Source organism: Peribacillus sp. CSMR9 (assembly GCF_033141925.1).
Classification (GTDB): Bacteria; Bacillota; Bacilli; order Bacillales; family DSM-1321; genus Peribacillus; species Peribacillus simplex_A.
On sequence record NZ_JAOPHO010000053.1, the window covers coordinates 12,922 to 30,952 of the forward strand.

Genomic DNA, 18,031 nt, shown 5'->3' on the forward strand with positions numbered 1-18,031 from the left:
CCATGTCTTTACTTTGCAGCATTTATTAAGTTTCTTTGATAATTCGCAACCTGTGTATATTCGTTTTCCAATACCCTTGATAGGTTAATAAAAATCGGCAGTAGTTGCCTATATTCTTTTACAGAATCAGCTATCGGTGTGTGCTTGTGGGTATTGCCTATCATTTCTGAAACTACTTCGAAGGACTCAATTTCCCCTGTGGCATATAATCCTAATATACAAGCACCCAGGCAGGAACTTTCGTAGCTTTCCGGAACCACGACTTCCGATTCGAAGATATCGGACATCATTTGCCGCCAAACAGCCGACCTAGCGAAGCCACCCGTAGCTTGAATACGGGTCACGGGACTGTCCATGCATTCGGTTAAGGCTAAAAATACTGTGTATAAATTGTAAATGACTCCCTCTAGAGCCGCTCGAATCATATGTTCTTTCTTATGCGACAGTGTTAATCCGAAAAATGAACCCCGTACGTCCGGATTCCATAATGGTGCACGTTCACCTGCAAGATATGGTTGGAATAACAATCCATCAGCCCCTGGTCTTACACGTTCGGCAATCTTGGTTAAAACTTCATAAGCGTCGATTCCGAGTCTTTTAGCTGTTTCTACCTCAGATGAAGCAAATTCATCGCGAATCCAGCGAAGGACCATCCCGCCATTGTTTACCGGCCCGCCAATCACCCAATGCTTTTCCGTTAAGGCATAGCAAAAGATTCTTCCTTTTTCGTCTGTTTTCGGCTCGTCAATAATCGTCCGAATCGCACCGCTTGTCCCAATCGTGACAGCGATTTCACCTTTCCGGATAGCGTTTACACCTAGATTTGAAAGAACACCATCACTTGCCCCAATGACGAAAGAGGTTTCTGGGTCAATCCCCATTTGTTTGGCTAAATCCGGATCACAGTTGTTAAAAATCTTTGTTGTTGGTACGAGCTCAGATAATTGACCACGTGTTATTCCAGCAATTCTTAGGGCTTCCTCATCCCAATCCAAATTTTTGAGATTCAACATGCCCATGGATGACGCAAGGGAATAATCGACAGCATATTGATCAAAGAACTTTTTAAAGATATATTCTTTAATCCCGATGTACTTTTTAACATTGGTTGCAATCTCTGGGCATTCATTCACAATCCAGGTGATCTTGGATAATGGTGACATCGGGTGTATAGGTGTTCCGGTTCGTTTGTAAACTTCATGCCCATCTAATTCATCTTTTATTTTATGGGCCCAAGCTTCACTGCGATTATCTGCCCAAGTGATACAAGGGGTTAGCGGCTGGTCATTTTCATCCATAGCTATAACACTATGCATCGCACTGCTAAATGAAATAAATGATAGTTTTTTATCTGAATGCTGTTTCGTTATATTTGAAAAGGCTTTCAAAACAGCCTGAAAAATCTCCTCAGGGTCTTGTTCCGCCGTTGTCATATCAGGTGTGTAAAGAGGATAACCAATGTTCTCTTGCTGAATGACATCGCCTTTTTTCGTAAATAATACAGCTTTTGTACTTGTTGTACCGATATCTACACCTAACATATAGCTAGTCATTTTCTTGTTCGACCCCTTTTGAAAGCATCTGTTGGGACATCCATAAGTCTTCAACTTTCTCTTGAACATCATCAAAATTTTTATGTAACGACTTAATCATAAGGTCTCGATCTTTTGTTTTAATCGCATCAATATAAAGTTGATGATTATTTATGATCCGTGTAAAGTCTTCATACTTTTCTTTAAAACGACTCCGCATGGATAGAAGAATCAAACTTTCCATCACAGATTTTAAATTATCCCAGATCATCAGGATGTAGGAATGATTGATGGACCGAATAATTGTTTCATGGAATATGACATCCTGATTGGAAAACTCATCAGCATCTCGGTATTTTATGGAAATTTTCATCATTTCTAGTATTTTACTAAGTTCCATTACTAATTCATTCGTGTCCATTCTTACTAGCCGTTCAAATACAAACGTCTCGATGAGTAAACGCACATCATAAATTTCTGCATATTCTTTTTCTGTTAAACCAATGACAACCGCACCCATTCTTTCTAATCGGATGATATTTTCAGATGCCAGTATTTTTAACGCTTCACGAATGGGTGAGCGGCTAACACCGAAATCAGCAGCTAATTTATTTTCGGATAGGATGGTACCGCTTTCAATCATACCCGAAATAATACGCATTCTAAGTTCGGATGTTACACGATCACCAGCTGAAGCTTTTGAAAGCCATTTTACAGGATAAAGAAATTCCTTTGATTCGACCATAAATTCACCTTCTAATAGAGTTCAAGTACACTTGTATACAAGTATTATAATCAAAAAAATTAATAATGCAAGCGCCTTTTTTTTGAATTTAACTAGATTCTCGTTAATAAAAGTCAAAGTTTATTGGGGAGTTTAGAAGGTTCTAGTGCAAAAATAATGAAATAGAAACATAGAATGGTAATATCCTGTTAACTTTGGGATTAAGCAGCTACTCCGAACAACTTATGAATCCCAATTCAACCTCATTTTGTGCAGACTTTGCCTGTTGATGAGATTGATTTTTTTAAACCATACGCTTACTTCGATACCACTCAAAATATAGGTGGCTGTTCGAAACGATTTCATTCCCAACATGGAATTTTGTCTTCACTGACAACAAATAAGAAAAGGCCTCCCATCAGTAAACTGTGGGAGGCCTCAGACTGTAGACAAACTCGATGAAAATCGAGTTTGTCTACAGTTTTTTTGAGGGTTTTAAAAATTCGAACGTTGATTAGAACGTAGGGCACTCGCTTTCCGCGGGCGGTCCGGGAGCCTCCTCGGCGCCTTTGCGCCTGTGGGGTCTCCCTTGGACGCGCTTTTCCCGCAGGAGTCTCGCACACCCGCTCCAATCAACTTTGTTTTAACAATTAGATATAACCGCTTGGCAAAATACCCACTAGCCAATCACCGGCTGTGCCATTTCCCAAATGGGAAGACACAATACTAGTATACTATTAGATTCTTTATTTGCCTGCTCATCATATGTTGTAAATGTCATGGTCTTTTGTTGTAGACTATATAGTACAAAAAGTGTAAGTAAACTAAACTTCATCCCCAATAAAGACGTTGAAGAAAAAGAACCAAAAGATAGATTTTTGGAATTAAGTGAATTGAAGGCATTCTTAAGTATTTCTAAAGAATATGGACTTTCTTTTGACTATCTTGCCTTTGCAACTTAGAGTATACGGGAGTTCGTTTGGAAGAAATCCTTACTCAAAAGTGGTCTGGCCTTGACCTCATAAAGAACACACTAAGAATCACAAAAACTTAATACAATCTGAACAAATGAAGCATATGAAGATTAAAAAAGCACATCACTCCACACAGTTTTAGACATACCCACACATCTCTTCTCATTGATGCTGGTGCAGGTATAAAAGAGATACAAGAGATATTAAAGCATTCAGACATAAATACACCAATGATATTCCACAAAGCACGGCCATATACAAAAAAGCTCGACCCAAAAGGCACATTATATGCCTTTTGGGTCAGCTCCTTTTCTCATTATTTCATCAGCTTTGCTACTGGCTTCGAAAGAAGCAATAGTACAATACCTAAACCAATTGTTACAAAACCAATTACACTGAAGATTTCCAGGTAACCTAAAGACTGCGTATATGCAGCTAATTGGCCGGCTACCATATTAGCTACCGCGGAACTTGCCAGCCATACTCCCATTAGAAGAGAGGCAAGCTTGATTGGCGCAATTTTGCTTACCATTGATAAGCCAACTGGTGAAATCATTAATTCGGCTAATGTATGAAGGAAATACGTTACAATCATGAACAGGATATTTACTTTCAGCGCTGTATCGTTTCCTGTATACATAACAGCAGGAAGCAGTACTAAGAAACCTAAACCAACAGTGACCAAACCAAGAGCCATCTTCGTTGGAGTTTTTAAGTCACCGCGTTTTGAGCTGCCAAGCTTGTACCATAAAGCAGACATGATTGGCGCTAAAATCACGATGAATAATGGGTTCAATGATTGGAACCAAGCAGTCGGAACCTCAAAACCAAATACAGTCCGATCAATTTGGTCATTGGCATACAATGTCAATGAACTTCCTGCCTGCTCGAAAGCGGCCCAGAACGCAATAACGAAGACTGCCAAAATCACGATAGCCGCTGTACGTTTTTGTTCTCTTTTCGTTAACGGTGCAGCTGATTTTTGACCAGCTGTAACTTCCGGTTTACCAGTAGGTTCTTTACCGATATCGCCTAAATAACGATTGCCTAATAAGTTGAAAACTAACTGCCCTACAATCATGCCAATTGCTGCTGTCAGGAACCCATATTTATAGCTCATAAGTCCAACTATTAATGGTGCGAAGAAAGCCCCAACGTTAATACCCATATAGAAGATGGTGAAAGCTCCATCACGACGCGGATCGTTGTCTTCATAAAGATCACCAACAATTGTCGAGATGTTTGGCTTGAAGAAACCATTACCGATAATCAATAAACCAAGACCAATGTAAAGCGCCGTCAAACTCTGACTTGCGAATAGCGAAAAGTTACCAAGCGCCATTAAAATGCCACCAATCGTAATCGCCAATCTTCTGCCTATGAAACGGTCAGTTAAGTATCCGCCAATCATTGGCGTAATATAAACGGCACCAGTAAAGAATCCGTATATGCCCATAGCCGTAGATTTGTCGACTCCAAGCCCGCCGTTTACAACAGTTGCCGTTAAGTAAAGAACAAGGATTGCTCTCATTCCGTAATAACTGAAGCGCTCCCATGCCTCAGTCGCGAACAGCATATACAATCCAAGAGGATGCTTTTTCCTGGACGGGTTTGGCTGCTGAACTTCTTCTTTTAATAGTGCTTGCATAATAAAGTCCTCCTCAATATGGTTGAATATTAAACCATCCACCAATCGTTTACGTTCACAATATAATTGTATTTTTTTATTAGATCTAACGCTGAAGGCCACCCAACACATCTTCAGTAAGCGTTTTCATTTCCGATCTTGTCTCTGGTGCAAAATGAATCAGATAGCAAACTTCCATGTTCGGTGTTTATACTATATTTTCGTGTTTATTTTGATAACATTTAAGGTTACACCAGAACCGAGTCAACGTTCTTAGTCCACTAACAATGTCACCCCTCTGTGTAATCAATCTCTCTAAATGAAAAAATTCTTATTGCTTGAAAAAGGAGGTTGAAAGTATGTAAACTTTCAAGAATATTTAGTGTTGTAAAAAAATTTTATATTATCAGAAAATATAAAAATACAGAAAAAAAAGAAAAAAAGTCTTGCTGCATTTGCGGTCTGTGCAGCAACAGAGGCCCCCATCATAATAAAAAAACTGCCTAGTATTAAGGCAGTTTCTTAGTCAATCCATTGATATAAATTTTTCGGTCTTCCTATTTTTTGATAACTCACAATAATTTCCACTTTTCCTTCATCAAGTAAATGCATAATATAGCGATAGACGGTCGGATAAGCCAAACCAACTTCTTTAGAAATTGTATCAACAGAAAAAGGTTCACGATTAGAATGCAGAAAATCACTAACGTGACGAAGTGTTCTCTTACTAATTCCCTTTGTTACAAATACATCCTTTTCTTCACTGAATTTTTGCTGCGTAGCTGATTGAGTTAATTTTGCAAGGCGTGCATGCAGTTGAATCCTTGAAATCAGATCAGGCGCTTTTACAGGCTTTAATGCAAAATCCGTTGCGCCTGCTTCAAGAAAGCGATCAGCAATTTCCTGTCGTTCATCGACTGTCAATACAAGAATCGGAACATCAGCATTAAGGGTACGGAGCTCACCCACCGTTTTTATTCCGTCCATTTCCGGCATATGATAATCCACTAAAACAACATCCGCTCCTTTTTCTGCAAACACATTTAACCCTTCTTTTCCGTTGTTAGCCGTATCTACATTCCAGCCGGCAAATTCACAAATTTCACTTAGCATATATTGAATTGATGCATCATCATCAATGACTAAAATGTTCATCTTGACACACTCCTCTCGGCTAGTTTAATCCAAATTGTTGTCCCGTGTCCAAGCTTGCTATCAATTTCCAAAGATGCACCATGTCCTTTAGCAACTTGTCGTACGAAAGCTAATCCCATCCCTGGATGCGATTTTGTACTGAACCCAGCTTTCCATATTTTCTCCTGCTCTTTAGGTAAAATCCCTATCCCATTATCTGATACGCCCAACCAAAGTTCATTTTCATAGGTTTTTATCTTAAGCAAAATCTTACCATCTTCTATTCCATTCACTGCATCGTAAGCATTGTCAATTAAGTTCACTAATGCCCTTGTCATTCGGATTTTATTAATGAAAATTTTAATTTCGGGATCTGTTTGAAAGTCTACCTTCAGATTAAGATTTGTCCCGCTCAGTCTGCTTGCTTTGACGTATCCAACTAAATCTTTTATACGGCACCAATGTTTTTTATCATCATATAAAATCTCAGAAATCATGTCGCTAACGGAATGAATCGATGATGAAATCTTTTGACAATATTCTTTAATTTTAGAATCGTCCACTTTCAAACTAATTAAAGAATTTAGCCCCTCAATTGCTGTGAGAGGCGTTTTTAAATCATGGACCAGATAGAGTGCTTCCCGTCCTGACCTTGACTGCATCGCTTCTAATTGCGCATAATGAAGCTCTTGCTTTATCCGCCACTTTTGTTCAGCTAATGAAAAATACACAGCTAAAATAACAGCATTAATAACAAAAATTAAACACAAAGTTAAACTGTACAATGTTAAAGATTGCTCAAATCCAACTTGAACTGCTATATCTTTTAATTCCATTGAAAGCGACCCTTGGCCAAATCCATATTGGGATAAAGAAGGAATCTCATTCAGCCATTCAATCCCAAAGATTAATTGAGAACAAATAATTGATTTAATAATTGGCTTTAGCCTATCCTTTTCAAAGGCTTGCAATAATAAGATTGCGAACAACAATAACAACGCATAGGCGCTAAATGAGTATGTTAATGAATAATAAGCATTTATCACGATATAGTCGAGAGGAATAACAATAAGAGGAATGATGATTTTTAACCATGGACGGTTTAAACGAGCAGCGATTTCGTCTCCCAACAGCAGTGCACCAATATAATGAAACAAAGCTAAAACTGTATTTAAAGACACTAACAAAAAAACGGCAAGCATTAACTTATTTCCTGTTTCTTCATCTTCTCTTAATGAAATAAGAAAATCAGTCAGGCCAATTTCGTCAGGGCCCAACCACGATAATAAGAATACCCCGAATAACATTACACCAATTTTCATCCATATTGTCCAAGACTTCATAAGACTAGATATCATAATCATTTCACCTTTAATTGCTTATAGAATAGAATGATGACCATTCTTTCATTTCGGATTTATTTTAAGTTCATGTATACCCTTCCATTATACGCAATTCATCGTAATTATGAAAATTACAAAAAATGGGTTCTGGTGTAAAAATCCGAACATCCTGCAAGTAATCTCTTTAGAAGCATTATGTACTTGAAATTATTATTCACACAGTAAGGTGGTTCCTTCGGTACAACTTGCGTTTTCATGATTTTATGAAAATCATGGAGGAACGATGCTTATCCATAGCTCTACTGCGTTGGTCCTTCAATATGTTCCTGAGTTGGATAAGAAAGTCCGTTCTATGCTAGGATTAAAAACATTTCGAATAGCCAAACAGATATCTATAAAGTGGAGATGAACTGTTGGGCTGAAAAAAGGATCACTTCAACAAGGGGTGAAGTCTGTCCAATGCGAGATTGAATACATAGTAGCATCATGATTCATAGATGAAAAGAATATTAGATCTCTATGTTTTTATACAAGTCATTAGTGCAAAAACTGCCTGCAATACGGTTACAACTTCTTATTAGGAAGTTACCGCATATACCAATAAGGAAATTACGCAGCAATCGTTCAGCACGCATAGTTACTGAAACAACAATTAGGGCATACAGTCTCACATAACGATGTATGCTCACATGACTGACAACAAAGAAAAAGGCCCCCACAGTAAACTGTGGGAGGCCTTCAACTTTAAAAATATTCACATGTTTGGTGAGCATTCACTCTGAATCCTCGTTAAACCCCTATATTAAGGGATTTAAGCGATGATTACATCATGCCGCCCATTCCGCCCATGCCGCCCATATCAGGCATGCCCATGCCGCCAGCACCAGCAGGTTCTGGTTTGTCAGCTACAACAGCTTCTGTTGTTAAGAACATGGCTGCTACAGAACCAGCGTTTTGTAGAGCTGAACGAGTTACTTTTGTAGGATCGACGATACCGGATTCGATCATGTTCACCCATTGTCCAGTAGCTGCATTGAAGCCAGTACCAACTGCTTCGCCTTTAAGGCGCTCTACGATTACAGAGCCTTCAAGTCCAGCATTGTGAGCGATTTGACGAACAGGCTCTTCGATAGCACGAAGAACGATTTTCACGCCTGTTGCTACGTCGCCTTCCGCTTGAATTTCAGCGATTTTATTGTATACGTTAAGAAGTGCTGTACCACCACCGGCTACGATACCTTCTTCAACAGCGGCACGAGTGGAGTTCAATGCATCTTCAATACGAAGTTTACGTTCTTTTAATTCCGTTTCAGTAGCTGCACCGACTTTGATCACCGCTACACCGCCAGCTAATTTAGCAAGGCGTTCTTGTAATTTTTCACGGTCAAATTCAGAAGTTGTTTCTTCTAATTGAACACGGATTTGGTTTACACGAGCTTGAATTTGAGCTGTATCTCCAGAACCTTCAACGATTGTTGTATTTTCTTTTGTAACAACCACTTTAGAAGCACGTCCTAAAGATTCGATTGTTGCAGATTTAAGATCAAGTCCGATTTCTTCAGTGATTACTTCGCCGCCTGTAAGAGCTGCGATGTCTTCAAGCATTGCTTTACGACGGTCACCGAATCCAGGAGCTTTAACCGCAACTGCATTGAATGTTCCACGAAGTTTGTTCACAACAAGAGTTGCAAGCGCTTCGCCTTCTACATCTTCAGCAATCAATAATAGTGGTTTCCCTTGTTGAACAACTTGCTCAAGTACAGGAAGGATTTCTTGGATATTCGTTACTTTTTTATCCGTGATTAAGATATATGGATTATCTAAAACAGCTTCCATTTTATCTGAATCTGTAACCATATAAGGAGAAGCATATCCACGGTCGAACTGCATACCTTCTACAACGTCCAATTCAGTTGTGAAACCTTTAGACTCTTCGATTGTGATGACGCCGTCGTTACCAACACGTTCCATAGCTTCAGCAATCAGTTGGCCCACTTCTTCATCAGCTGAAGAGATAGCAGCAACTTGTGCAATCGATTCTTTGTTTTCAACAGGTTGAGAAATAGCTTTTAATTCTGCAATTGCAGTATTAACCGCTTTTTCGATTCCTTTACGGATACCCATTGGGTTTGCACCAGCTGTTACGTTTTTAAGACCTTCACGAATCATCGCTTGCGCTAGAACCGTTGCAGTAGTTGTACCGTCACCAGCTACGTCGTTTGTTTTGCTCGCTACTTCAGCAACCAATTTCGCACCCATGTTTTCGAATGCATCTTCCAATTCAATTTCTTTAGCGATCGTCACACCGTCATTTGTGATAAGCGGTGAACCGAATTTTTTCTCCAGAACCACGTTACGACCTTTTGGTCCAAGCGTTACTTTAACTGCATCTGCAAGTGCGTCCACACCACGAAGCATGGAACGGCGAGCTTCTTCACTAAATTTAATTTCTTTAGCCATTTATAAGTACCTCCCTAAAATTTTAAGAAAATTTTCGTTCAGTTAAGTATGATGTATAATTAGCCGATAACAGCTAGAATGTCGCTTTCACGTAAAATTAAGTATTCAGTATCTTCGTATTTAACTTCAGTACCTGCATATTTTGAGAAGATAATTAGATCGCCTTGGGCAACCTCTAAAGCAACACGTTCGCCATTTTCAAGGACACGGCCAGTACCAACAGCTACTACCTTACCTTCTTGTGGCTTTTCTTTTGCAGTATCAGGAAGAACAATACCGCTTGCAGTCTTTTCTTCAGATTGAACTAGTTCAATAATAACGCGATCACCTAATGGTTTTAACAAGTGAAACAACCTCCTCATATTCTCTTGATAATTTGTTTCATGATTATTAGCACTCTTCACCATCGAGTGCTAACACATTTATAATATTAAATAAACCGAGCCTTTTTTGCAAGTATCTTATCGAAAATTTTTTATTAATTTCTGATAAATTTCGGGTATACTACTTTAGCATAATGATTCTTTTAACAAAGGTGCTAAAATGTTTTGTTAGGGGTACCTTTAAGTGGTGTTCTGTCTCATTATTTGATACCATTTTGGAGTATGCGTTTATAGATTGTCCCCATATCAGGAACGTTCTAAGCGGAATGGGTGACTAAATAAAAGGAGTTTTCATTTTTGAAAAAAGAATATTGGTTCGTCATCATCACCTACATTTCCATGCAATTATCCAGTATTGTTGGGGTACCTCTTTTCATGCTGATCGGGTCTTCAACTGGAATGACTGCTGATGAACTCCAGGTGAAGTCTGCAGCATACTGGATCGTATTCAGCTTTTTCGTTGCTCTATCCTTGATCCTGTTTTTAATGAGAAAAGATATGAAGGAAAAAATGGACAGAAGCACTCCAGCTTCCATTCCCACGTCCATATTATGGGCATTTGCCGGAGTGTTCCTCGCTCTTTTTGCGCAAAGCATTGCTGGATACATTGAACAGATGCTTGGGGTGGAGTCTGAATCTGAAAATACACAGCAGCTCATTTCACTCATTTACCAAGTTCCCATAGTCATTTTCGTCACTTCAGTTATTGGACCTATATTGGAAGAAATCATTTTTCGGAAAATCATTTTCGGATCACTTCATAAACGCTTTAACTTCTTTATTTCTGCTTTACTCAGTTCAGTTATTTTTGGCTTGGCGCATGGTGAATTGGAACATCTTCTTTTATATTCGGCAATGGGTTTTACCTTTGCTTTTCTTTATGCGAAAACGGGCCGCATCCTCGTTTCCATGAGCGCACATATTGCGATGAATACGCTTGTTATCATCTTTCAAGTTGTAAATCGGGATGATATTGAGAAGATGCTAGATACTGCACAGGCCTTCATCGGAGGTTTATTATGAAACGTCAATCACCATTATTCATGGGTATCATCTATGCAGGCTTAGGAGCTCTTTTTACCGCTATCGCGATTCAAACCGTCAGTTCTTCCGGATGGGGAATCTTTGCCTACATACTTGTACTAATTGCGACTTTAGACTTTGGATCGGGATTACGCATGATCATGCTTCACTTTAAGATTAAAGCCGCCCAAAAAAATAAGAAAAAATAAAAAAACGCTGCGAAGATGCAGCGTTTTTTTTCATTCCTCCAATGCAGCTTCTTCCACTACAGGATAATGTTTCAGAAAGTAGATGAGCGACTGAAGCTCCACGGCCAGGTCAATGTGGTGAACCCTTATGGATGGGGGTACCGTCAGCCGTGCAGGTGTGAAATTCAATATTCCTTTTATATCAGCTTTGACTAGACGATCGGTTATCGTCTGTGCTACCTGAGCAGGCACTGTCAAAATAGCCGCAGTAATATTATTTTCCTGCAATAGTGTATCGATTTGATCCATATGATAGATTGGCACATCAGCTATTTGCTTGCCGACCTTATCTTCTGAAACTTCAAATGCCATTTCAATCTTCGTATTATTATTTTTAATGAAATTGTAATTTAAAAAAGCAGTCCCTAAATTCCCCACTCCGATTAAAGCGACTTTTGTCAGTTCATCTTGATCTAGTGTTTTTCTAAAGAAGGATAATAAATAATTGACATTGTAGCCGTAGCCTTTTTTTCCAAGCGCTCCAAAGTAGGAAAAATCACGGCGAATGGTCGCAGAATCCACCTTTACAGCTTCGCTTAGCTCTGCCGAGGAAACTCTTTGTTTGCCTGAGGAATGTAAGTTCTTTAAAAATCGATAATACAATGGCAACCTTTTGGCTGTTGCCTGCGGTATCTTTGGGTCATGGTTCATCATTCTTCCCCGCCTTCACACATGCTTTTCAACTTAATCTCTATCTGTTTGAATTACTTGTCTTTTATAATCGTTACTAGACACTCCGCCTGTTTTCTCCACTAAGAATGTAGGCCCGATTACCATTCCCTTATCAAGGGCCTTACACATGTCATAAATAGTCAAGGCAGTCACGGTTGCAGCTGTTAACGCTTCCATTTCCACACCTGTACTCCCTTTTGTCTTAGCTTCCGTTTCAATCCTAAGCCTATATCCTTCATCTTCTTTTTCCCATTCAAAGGCTATATTGACCCCTTGCAGAGCAATAGGGTGGCACATTGGAATTATATTGGATGTATTTTTGCTGGCCATGATTCCTGCAACCTGTGCAACGGCCAGTACATCACCTTTTTTCATTTTCTGGTTCGTGACCAACTCATATATTTCATCGTTCAATAAAATGCTCGATTGAGCTATTGCCGTCCGGGATGTTTCAGGCTTAGCAGTCACATCAACCATCTTAGCCCGGCCTTGTTCATTAAAATGCGTTAAGTCTCCCATTTAAGTAACCCCTCCTAAATCATACACTATTATTCCACTTTATGTAATAGCTTGTTTTTGCTTGGAACCAAGCTGTTGCCGATAATAACTATAATACGTTACACTAACAATAATCAATTGAGGTGAAATCTATGATTTTATTACAAATCAATCAACTATCGAAATATTATGGAGCTGAACTTATTTTATCAAATATGAAGCTCGAAGTTCAAAATAAGGATAGAATTGCACTTGTCGGCCGAAATGGCGCTGGAAAATCTACTCTGCTAAAAATCATAGCCGGGCAGCTTTCCCATGATGGCGGTGAAATAATCAAACCAAAAGGTGTCACCATCGGATATATGGCACAGGACACGGGACTGGAATCAGAACTGACCATTTGGGATGAAATGCTGACTGTATTCAATGACCTAATAGAACAAGAAAAAGAACTGCGTCGCCTTGAGGCTGATATGGCCAGACCTGACATCTTTGAAAATGAAGCAATTTACCAAAAAGTATTAAATGAATATGACAGTTTGATGGTAGCTTTCAAAGAGAAGGGCGGTTATCAATATGAAGCGGATATTCGTTCAGTATTGCATGGACTTCAGTTTGCTGATTTTGACTATTCTACCCCAATTTCCACTTTAAGCGGTGGGCAAAAAACAAGACTTGCTTTAGGGAAGCTGCTTTTAAGGAAACCGGATATATTGATTCTGGATGAGCCAACGAACCATTTGGATATCGAAACCCTTTCTTGGCTTGAACAATATTTACAAGGCTACCAAGGAGCTGTTCTTATTGTTTCCCATGACCGCTATTTTCTAGATAAAGTTGTAAACCAGGTATATGAAATTTCCCGGAATAACATGAAAAAGTACTATGGCAATTATAGTTCTTACCTAGAGGGAAAAGCGGAAGATTATGAGCGGGACATGAAGCTTTTCGAGAAACAACAAGGGGAAATCGAAAAGCTTCGCGACTTTGTCCAACGCAATATCACAAGGGCTTCCACAACGAAAAGAGCACAAAGCAGACGCAAACAGCTCGAAAAGATGGATGTATTGGACAAGCCGCAAGGTGATGAAAAATCCGCTAATTTCTCTTTCCAGATTGAAAGGCAAAGCGGAAATGAAGTGCTACACCTACAGGATTTGGCTATCGGTTACGAAGGGGAAACGGTATCAAAAAATATAAATTCCCGGATGACAAAAGGAGAGAGCATAGCTCTTGTTGGCCCAAATGGCGTTGGAAAATCAACGTTATTGAAAACGATCATCTCTAAGCTGCCTGCACTTTCTGGGAATTTCCGTTTTGGAACGAACGTCGAAGTTAGCTACTACGATCAGGAACAGGCTAACCTTATTTCCAATAAACGCGTACTCAATGAATTATGGGATGATTATCCCCTTAAACCGGAAAAAGACATACGAACCGTACTCGGTAATTTTCTTTTTAGTGGGGACGATGTTTTGAAAACCGTTTCCACACTAAGCGGCGGCGAAAAGGCCAGGCTAGCTCTAGCCAAAATGATGATGGAAAAAGGGAATTTTTTAATTCTTGATGAGCCAACAAACCATTTAGACCTCGACAGTAAATTGGTGCTTGAAAACGCATTGATCGATTATCCAGGAACCATTCTTTTCGTCTCACATGACCGCTATTTCATAAATCGGATAGCAACGAAAGTGATCGAGCTTTCCAAAGACGGAAACGAAGAATTCCTCGGTGATTATGATTACTACGTAGAGAAGAAACAGGAGCAAGCTGAAATCAAAGAACTTGAACAGGAAAATCACGCAAAAACCTTAGATGTAGCCGCAGAAAAAACAAATTATAAAATTGATAAGGAAGCAAAAAAAGCTGAACGCCAGCGAAAAAGGCGCATTGAGGAAATCGAGGCGGCCATGGAGCTTCTTGAAACCGAAATAAACGAATACAACGAACACCTATGTGACCCAAATGTTTTCCAGGACCATGAGAAAGTAATGGAAGTCCAAACAAAGCTTGATGAAGCACAGGAAAAATTAGACCTGCTTCTCGAAGAATGGGCTGAACTGGAAGAATGACAATTGACCGAGTCAAATGACTCGGTCTTTTCTTTTCCAGTTAAAATGCCCCTAAAAGTTATCCACAAAATTATTAACAAATCACTTGCCGTTTACTAGCCATTGATTCGAGTTATACACATAATCCACAGAAACATATCCACTTATCCACAAAACTCCTGTTTATACACATGCAGTTTGATTGTCAAATAAACTTTATCCACAGAATATTCTATTTTTTTATTAAACACGATAAAAAGACAGGATCCCGAAGTTAAGGTCCTGTCTTCACGTCAATTATGCTTCTATATCCAATCCGGGATTTCCGTTCAAATCCAATCCGGAGCGCTTACCTTTTTCAAACATGACACTGCCGGCAGCACCGATCATGGCCGCATTGTCCGTACAAAGGTAGAGGGGCGGAATGGATATATCCATAGGTAAATCCTTAAAAGCTTCCGTTAATGCTTCCCTCAGGCCTTTATTTGCCGCAACTCCTCCGGCGAGCAATACCTGTTTCACATTATATTCCTTGGCAGCCTTAACAGCTTTCATTACAAGCACTTCTATCACGCTTGCTTGGAAACTTGCCGCCAAATCTTTAGGTTCAATTTTTTCCCCGCGCTGTTCTGCATTATGCAAAGTGTTGATTACAGCTGATTTCAACCCGCTGAAAGAAAAGTCATAGCTGCCATCCAACCATGCCCGAGGCAGTTTCAATGAAGGTGAACCTTCTTGTGCAAGTCTATCGATATGAGGGCCACCAGGATAAGGGAGCCCCAAGGTTCGAGCCACTTTATCATACGCCTCACCTGCTGCATCATCCCGCGTCTCCCCTATCACCTTGAAAGAACCCGGTTCTTCTAAAAGCACCAATTCCGTATGGCCTCCCGAAACGACTAAAGAAAGCGCAGGATATTCGATCTCCTGAATAAGCCGATTTGCATAGATATGACCCGCGATATGATGCGTACCGACAATCGGTATTCCATGTGCGAAAGCTACAGCCTTCGCCGCATTCACGCCTATTAATAGTGCCCCTACAAGTCCGGGACCTTCTGTAACGGCAATGGCATCCAAGTCTTCATAAGTCACACCTGCCTGAAGCAGTGCTTCTTCAAGAACGATCGTAATTTGTTCTACATGATGACGGGAAGCTATTTCCGGGACGACACCGCCAAAACGTTTATGGCTTTCGATTTGTGAAGCCACGACATTACTCAGTATCTCTGTTCCATTTTTTATGACAGCTGCCGCAGTTTCATCGCAGCTCGTTTCAATTCCTAATATAAATTGATCTTTTTTCATGAAAAATTCACCCACATAACATAAGCATCTTCTTGATTGTCTGTATAATAATTTTTTCGGATTCCACCCTTTTGGAAACCTAGTTTTTCATAAAGCGAAATGGCTACTGCATTACTGACACGGACCTCAAGCGTCATCCTCACCACACCCATCGAAATGGAGATTTCAATCATCTTCCTGAGCAAAGCTTCCCCAAGCTTTTGCCCTCGGTATTCTGGCAATATTGCTATATTGGTAATGTGCGATTCATCAATGACGATCCACGCACCGCAATAACCGGCAATTTTCCCTTCATCCTCTATCACCATGTATACAGCATATTGATTATGATTCAGTTCATTAAAAAAAGCTTCCCGGCTCCAAGGCAAAGTAAAGGACTGCTTTTCCACATTAAGCACTTGGTCGATATCTTCCGTATTCATCTTTCGGAACGTCAATGTTTTACTCATAATAATCGGTCGCTTTCCTTGTTTATTTCCCCTGCTGTTCAAGCCACTTAGCTTCTGCTTCAGCCATGCGGATATAATTCGGTACAAACTGGTGAACATCGACTTCAGTCTTATCCAGACCAATGAAGGCCAGTTCGCTTGGTCTTGAGTTAAACGACTGTACCGGAGCAAATACTGCTAAATTGCCTAACGCTTCCGTAATCGCATCCCGATGGATGTCAACATCTTGGCCAACAAATAAAACAGGACGATTTAATTCCTTCAATCGCATCGCCCACTCAGAGGATAGAATATTACAATCTTCCATGACTGTTTTTAACAGATCGTTTTTCATTTCATATAATCCAGTATAAATCTGCCCTCTTCTTGCATCGAACAAGGGAGATATCAACCCGTTAAAATAACGTCCATTTGCTGCTAAAACTTCTAAACTGGAAACACCTGATAACGGAATCTGAAGCGTCCAGGCCAAGGTTTTCGCAATCGTCACACCAATCCTGACGCCTGTATAAGAGCCTGGACCTTGAGCGACCACTATCTTAGTCAATTCCTTCGGATTAGTATCACAATCCCTTAACAGCATCTCAATTGCTGGCATTACCCGCACCGAATGGTTTTTCTTTAGGTTCGTCGTATACTCACCAATTACTTGACTCCCATTTATCAGCGCAATCCCTAATGTGAAATTCGAAGTATCTATAGCTAAAACCTTCATCAAATAATCTCCTTACATAACGTTACATATCGTTCGCCTTTGGCTGCTAAGACAAAACGCCGGCTTGTATCACTAAGACGATAAATATAAATGGTCAAGATTTCATCAGGAAGGTGATCCTTTATTAAATGGGCCCATTCAACGACAGTCACACCATCACCATCAAAATATTCATCAAAGCCTAAATCTTCTTCTGATTCACTTACCCGATATACATCCATATGATATAAAGGCAATCGCCCCATGTATTCCTTTATTATCGTAAAGGTAGGGCTATTTACTACTCTAGTAACGCCTAACCCTTTAGCTAGCCCTTTTGTGAATGCCGTTTTCCCTGCACCTAGGTCACCTTCTAAAGCCAGTACATCTCCACTCGAAAGTTTTTGTGCCAATTTATGCGCAAATTGCGCTGTTTCTTCCTCATCCTGAGAAATCCATTCAAAATGTTGCATATATCAATCACCTTTATCATTATTAGGAAAACGTCCTATATTTCATGTCCGTTATGGAACAAAAACCATTCTATATGTAGTTTACCTTGTTTCAAAAGAAGAAACAAATAAGTTAGGGACAAATTATTTGAATTTCGGATAAAACAAAAAAACGAAACCTAAGTTTCGTTTTTTTTATGATTGCGGGGACAGGATTTGAACCTGCGACCTTCGGGTTATGAGCCCGACGAGCTACCGGACTGCTCCACCCCGCGACGGTATAAATGGTACTTTTATAAATTCAGTATTCCCATTTTCTCAAAAAGGATACAAAGATTATAGCTTGGCGGCGTCCTACTCTCACAGGGGGAAACCCCCAACTACCATTGGCGCTGAAGAGCTTAACTGCCGTGTTCGGAATGGGAACGGGTGTGACCTCTTCGCTATCGCCACCAAACA

The 18,031-nt window shown here is 39.8% G+C and carries 17 protein-coding genes, 1 tRNA gene, 1 rRNA gene and 2 pseudogenes; 5 read left to right on the forward strand and 16 right to left on the reverse strand.

All coding sequences use genetic code 11. The features are described from left to right. Positions 1 to 8: 8 nt before the first annotated feature. The 3 genes and pseudogenes from gntK to N9I19_RS25485 form a co-directional block, all read right to left on the reverse strand. Entirely contained in the window at positions 9 to 1,553 is a 1,545-nt protein-coding gene (gene gntK, locus N9I19_RS18705) for a gluconokinase (RefSeq protein WP_317778659.1), read from the reverse strand. Further along, positions 1,546 to 2,277, reverse strand: coding sequence for a GntR family transcriptional regulator (locus tag N9I19_RS18710; RefSeq protein WP_089364305.1), 732 nt, complete (start codon positions 2,275 to 2,277; stop codon positions 1,546 to 1,548). The genes gntK and N9I19_RS18710 overlap by 8 nt, the downstream gene beginning before the upstream one ends. 200 nt (positions 2,278 to 2,477) lie before the next feature. Then, positions 2,478 to 2,643: pseudogene (locus N9I19_RS25485) on the reverse strand (IS6 family transposase); the annotation flags it as partial. A gap of 709 nt (positions 2,644 to 3,352) precedes the next feature. Here N9I19_RS25485 and N9I19_RS25300 point away from each other — a divergent pair. Next, on the forward strand, positions 3,353 to 3,643 hold the full coding sequence (locus N9I19_RS25300) for a tyrosine-type recombinase/integrase (protein ID WP_411730548.1): 291 nt from the start codon (positions 3,353 to 3,355) through the stop codon (positions 3,641 to 3,643). Here N9I19_RS25300 and N9I19_RS18715 read toward each other — a convergent pair. From N9I19_RS18715 to N9I19_RS18725, 3 genes are all read right to left on the reverse strand, one after another. Beyond that, the gene (locus N9I19_RS18715; RefSeq protein WP_061461206.1) at positions 3,547 to 4,878 is read right to left on the reverse strand and encodes a peptide MFS transporter; all 1,332 of its coding nucleotides are present in this window, start codon (positions 4,876 to 4,878) and stop codon (positions 3,547 to 3,549) included. The genes N9I19_RS25300 and N9I19_RS18715 overlap by 97 nt on opposite strands. A 501-nt stretch (positions 4,879 to 5,379) precedes the next feature. After that, positions 5,380 to 6,012, reverse strand: coding sequence for a response regulator (locus N9I19_RS18720; RefSeq protein ID WP_317778660.1), 633 nt, complete (start codon positions 6,010 to 6,012; stop codon positions 5,380 to 5,382). After that, complete coding sequence (locus N9I19_RS18725) at positions 6,009 to 7,349, reverse strand: sensor histidine kinase (RefSeq protein WP_317778661.1); 1,341 nt, start codon at positions 7,347 to 7,349, stop codon at positions 6,009 to 6,011. The genes N9I19_RS18720 and N9I19_RS18725 overlap by 4 nt, the downstream gene beginning before the upstream one ends. Before the next feature lie 191 nt (positions 7,350 to 7,540). On the opposite strand from N9I19_RS18725, the pseudogene N9I19_RS25490 reads away from it, so the two are divergent. Further along, a pseudogene (locus tag N9I19_RS25490) lies at positions 7,541 to 7,692 on the forward strand (IS6 family transposase); the annotation flags it as partial. Between the two features lie 464 nt (positions 7,693 to 8,156). On the opposite strand, the gene groL reads toward N9I19_RS25490, so the two are convergent. Continuing rightward, on the reverse strand, positions 8,157 to 9,794 hold the full coding sequence (gene groL / locus N9I19_RS18735) for a chaperonin GroEL (RefSeq protein WP_061461203.1): 1,638 nt from the start codon (positions 9,792 to 9,794) through the stop codon (positions 8,157 to 8,159). Positions 9,795 to 9,853: 59 nt separating this feature from the next. Beyond that, the gene (groES, locus tag N9I19_RS18740) at positions 9,854 to 10,138 is read right to left on the reverse strand and encodes a co-chaperone GroES (RefSeq protein WP_053348954.1); all 285 of its coding nucleotides are present in this window, start codon (positions 10,136 to 10,138) and stop codon (positions 9,854 to 9,856) included. A 336-nt stretch (positions 10,139 to 10,474) separates the two neighbouring features. Between groES and N9I19_RS18745 the strand changes: the two genes are divergently transcribed. Further along, positions 10,475 to 11,200 (forward strand): CPBP family intramembrane glutamic endopeptidase, encoded by a 726-nt coding sequence (locus tag N9I19_RS18745; RefSeq protein WP_317778662.1) that lies wholly within the window; start codon positions 10,475 to 10,477, stop codon positions 11,198 to 11,200. Beyond that, positions 11,197 to 11,409, forward strand: a complete 213-nt coding sequence (locus N9I19_RS18750; RefSeq protein WP_061461201.1) for a YdiK family protein — start codon at positions 11,197 to 11,199, stop codon at positions 11,407 to 11,409. The genes N9I19_RS18745 and N9I19_RS18750 overlap by 4 nt, the downstream gene beginning before the upstream one ends. Positions 11,410 to 11,439: 30 nt before the next feature. On the opposite strand, the gene N9I19_RS18755 is transcribed toward N9I19_RS18750, so the two are convergent. Then, entirely contained in the window at positions 11,440 to 12,102 is a 663-nt protein-coding gene (locus tag N9I19_RS18755; RefSeq protein ID WP_057915804.1) for a redox-sensing transcriptional repressor Rex, read from the reverse strand. A gap of 30 nt (positions 12,103 to 12,132) precedes the next feature. Beyond that, complete coding sequence (gene moaC / locus N9I19_RS18760) at positions 12,133 to 12,639, reverse strand: cyclic pyranopterin monophosphate synthase MoaC (protein WP_317778663.1); 507 nt, start codon at positions 12,637 to 12,639, stop codon at positions 12,133 to 12,135. Positions 12,640 to 12,770: 131 nt separating this feature from the next. On the opposite strand from moaC, the gene N9I19_RS18765 reads away from it, so the two are divergent. Next, a complete protein-coding gene (locus N9I19_RS18765; protein ID WP_317778664.1) occupies positions 12,771 to 14,690 on the forward strand; it encodes an ABC-F family ATP-binding cassette domain-containing protein in 1,920 nt (639 codons plus the stop codon). 276 nt (positions 14,691 to 14,966) lie between these two features. On the opposite strand, the gene tsaD is transcribed toward N9I19_RS18765, so the two are convergent. From tsaD to rrf, 6 genes are all read right to left on the reverse strand, one after another. Next, the gene (gene tsaD / locus N9I19_RS18770) at positions 14,967 to 15,977 is read right to left on the reverse strand and encodes a tRNA (adenosine(37)-N6)-threonylcarbamoyltransferase complex transferase subunit TsaD (RefSeq protein ID WP_317778665.1); all 1,011 of its coding nucleotides are present in this window, start codon (positions 15,975 to 15,977) and stop codon (positions 14,967 to 14,969) included. After that, positions 15,974 to 16,426 carry a ribosomal protein S18-alanine N-acetyltransferase gene (gene rimI / locus N9I19_RS18775; protein WP_101225599.1) on the reverse strand — a complete coding sequence of 151 codons (453 nt, stop codon included), beginning with the start codon at positions 16,424 to 16,426 and terminating at the stop codon, positions 15,974 to 15,976. The genes tsaD and rimI overlap by 4 nt, the downstream gene beginning before the upstream one ends. 22 nt (positions 16,427 to 16,448) lie before the next feature. After that, positions 16,449 to 17,141 (reverse strand): tRNA (adenosine(37)-N6)-threonylcarbamoyltransferase complex dimerization subunit type 1 TsaB, encoded by a 693-nt coding sequence (gene tsaB, locus N9I19_RS18780; protein ID WP_317778666.1) that lies wholly within the window; start codon positions 17,139 to 17,141, stop codon positions 16,449 to 16,451. Further along, positions 17,141 to 17,593 carry a tRNA (adenosine(37)-N6)-threonylcarbamoyltransferase complex ATPase subunit type 1 TsaE gene (tsaE, locus tag N9I19_RS18785; protein ID WP_061461194.1) on the reverse strand — a complete coding sequence of 151 codons (453 nt, stop codon included), beginning with the start codon at positions 17,591 to 17,593 and terminating at the stop codon, positions 17,141 to 17,143. The genes tsaB and tsaE overlap by 1 nt, the downstream gene beginning before the upstream one ends. 180 nt (positions 17,594 to 17,773) lie before the next feature. Beyond that, positions 17,774 to 17,847: transfer RNA gene (locus N9I19_RS18790), tRNA-Met, on the reverse strand. A gap of 66 nt (positions 17,848 to 17,913) precedes the next feature. After that, positions 17,914 to 18,029, reverse strand: a 5S ribosomal RNA gene (gene rrf, locus N9I19_RS18795). Positions 18,030 to 18,031: the final 2 nt, after the last annotated feature.